The sequence below is a fragment of the Nonomuraea basaltis genome (assembly GCF_005893125.1).
Classification (GTDB): domain Bacteria; phylum Actinomycetota; class Actinomycetes; order Streptosporangiales; family Streptosporangiaceae; genus Nonomuraea; species Nonomuraea basaltis.
Window position 1 is genome coordinate 1 of record NZ_VCJS01000548.1, and the last position, 1,501, is coordinate 1,501.

The window sequence follows — 1,501 nt, forward strand, 5'->3', positions numbered from 1 at the left end:
CGGCCAAGACCCCGCACGGCCCCGTCACGCCGTGGCCGGTGCGCGCCGACATGCCGGTGCCGGTCCTGATGGCCACGGCATCGGGACGCGCCGGCCGGACCGGCCACGGGACTGCGCGCGGCGCTGACGCGCCGTGCTCGCCCTCGCCGTCCGGACGGCACGCCCTCGCCGCGACCATCGAACCGCCTCAGACCCGCCGACGCCCCGCCCAGCCCTCCGGGCGCCATCTTTGCCCGCTGCGAGCGATCCACGCCCGCGCCCGCGAACCGATCACCACGGCTCGGCTCAGGCGAACGGACTCCCGCCTTCCCCCCGGGGGTCGAGATCCGGGAAGGACGCGAGACCTCCCAAGGGACCGACGCACGCTGTACGAGTGGACTGCGGCTGATTCGCTCGTGACTGTCTGGGGCAACCTGCAGACGGCCTTGTCCGAACTTGTTCGCAAGAATGCACTGAACGAGGTTTCGAACCCTGCGAGCGGATAAGGGGCAAGAAAGGGAGGGTGCAACCGGGGAAGGCCGATCACGACTACGGCACGTGAAGTCGTGCAGGCCGTTCTCGCAGCGAAGCTGCCAGAACGACAAGACCGGCGAGTTGGTTGAGGCCCTCTCTAGCACTTCCCGATGAAACAGGTGCACCGCCCGTCAGACAAGCACGAGAGACGGGAGGAGGTGAAAGCTGTGAGCAACACCGAACAAGCACCTCAGGCCGAAGAGCCACAGACTCCAGAGTCGACCGGCGAAGCCGAAGAGTCACAGACTCCAGAGTCGACCGGCGAAGCCGAGGAGCAAGGCGAAGCCGAGACCGCAGAAGAGACCAGTGGTCAGTAAATCCCGCCTATGTCGAAGTGGACGGGGTTCTCCCAGCAAGGGCAGGACCCCGTCTCGTGGCTCAGGCTCTTCGTGCCACCGTGTCCCGACAAGGAACAGCCATCACGAACCGCCTGAAACCCGTCTTCTTTCGCTTCATAAACCCATCCCGAGGGGCGCTGCACCCCGGAGAAGGTGACGGCACCACACCCCTCCTCCGGGGCTGTCTCGTATCCGACCAAATGGGGTCCCGGTCGCCTGCGTCACCGCGCAACGGACGCGACGAACCAGGACCCCACCCCCGGCTGAATGCCACAGGCGGCAGCGTTCGGCATCAGCCAGGGTCATCCCCGGAAGCAAAGCCCAGGACCTCACCCTGGGCATCGGCGAGTCGTGCTTCCGGAGGCTCACGGAGTGGGCCGCCCGTCCAGTAGGGGCCCACATTCGCCAGGTCCAATCGGCCGACCGCATCGACGAACCGATCCCACACCGTCCGAGGCACGTCCAGCACCTTCGGCCGCCACGCAACCGGCCTTTCACGCTCGGCAAACCCCTCGTCAATCGCGGTCGGGTAGCCCCGGGGAATCGCACCCCGGGGCTCCCACAGAACCGTGCGTAACGATCTCTCGTTACACGGCTCTTGTCGTCCTGGTCACCAGACGGCGGGGACCCAGTTGACCCAGCGCCAATGG

Annotated in this window: 1 protein-coding gene; it reads left to right on the forward strand. The window is 67.0% G+C overall.

The annotated features are described in order from the left end of the window. Positions 1–680 precede the first annotated feature (680 nt). Complete coding sequence (locus EJK15_RS72445) at positions 681–830, forward strand: hypothetical protein (RefSeq protein WP_171075437.1); 150 nt, start codon at positions 681–683, stop codon at positions 828–830. The last annotated feature ends 671 nt before the right edge of the window (positions 831–1,501 follow it).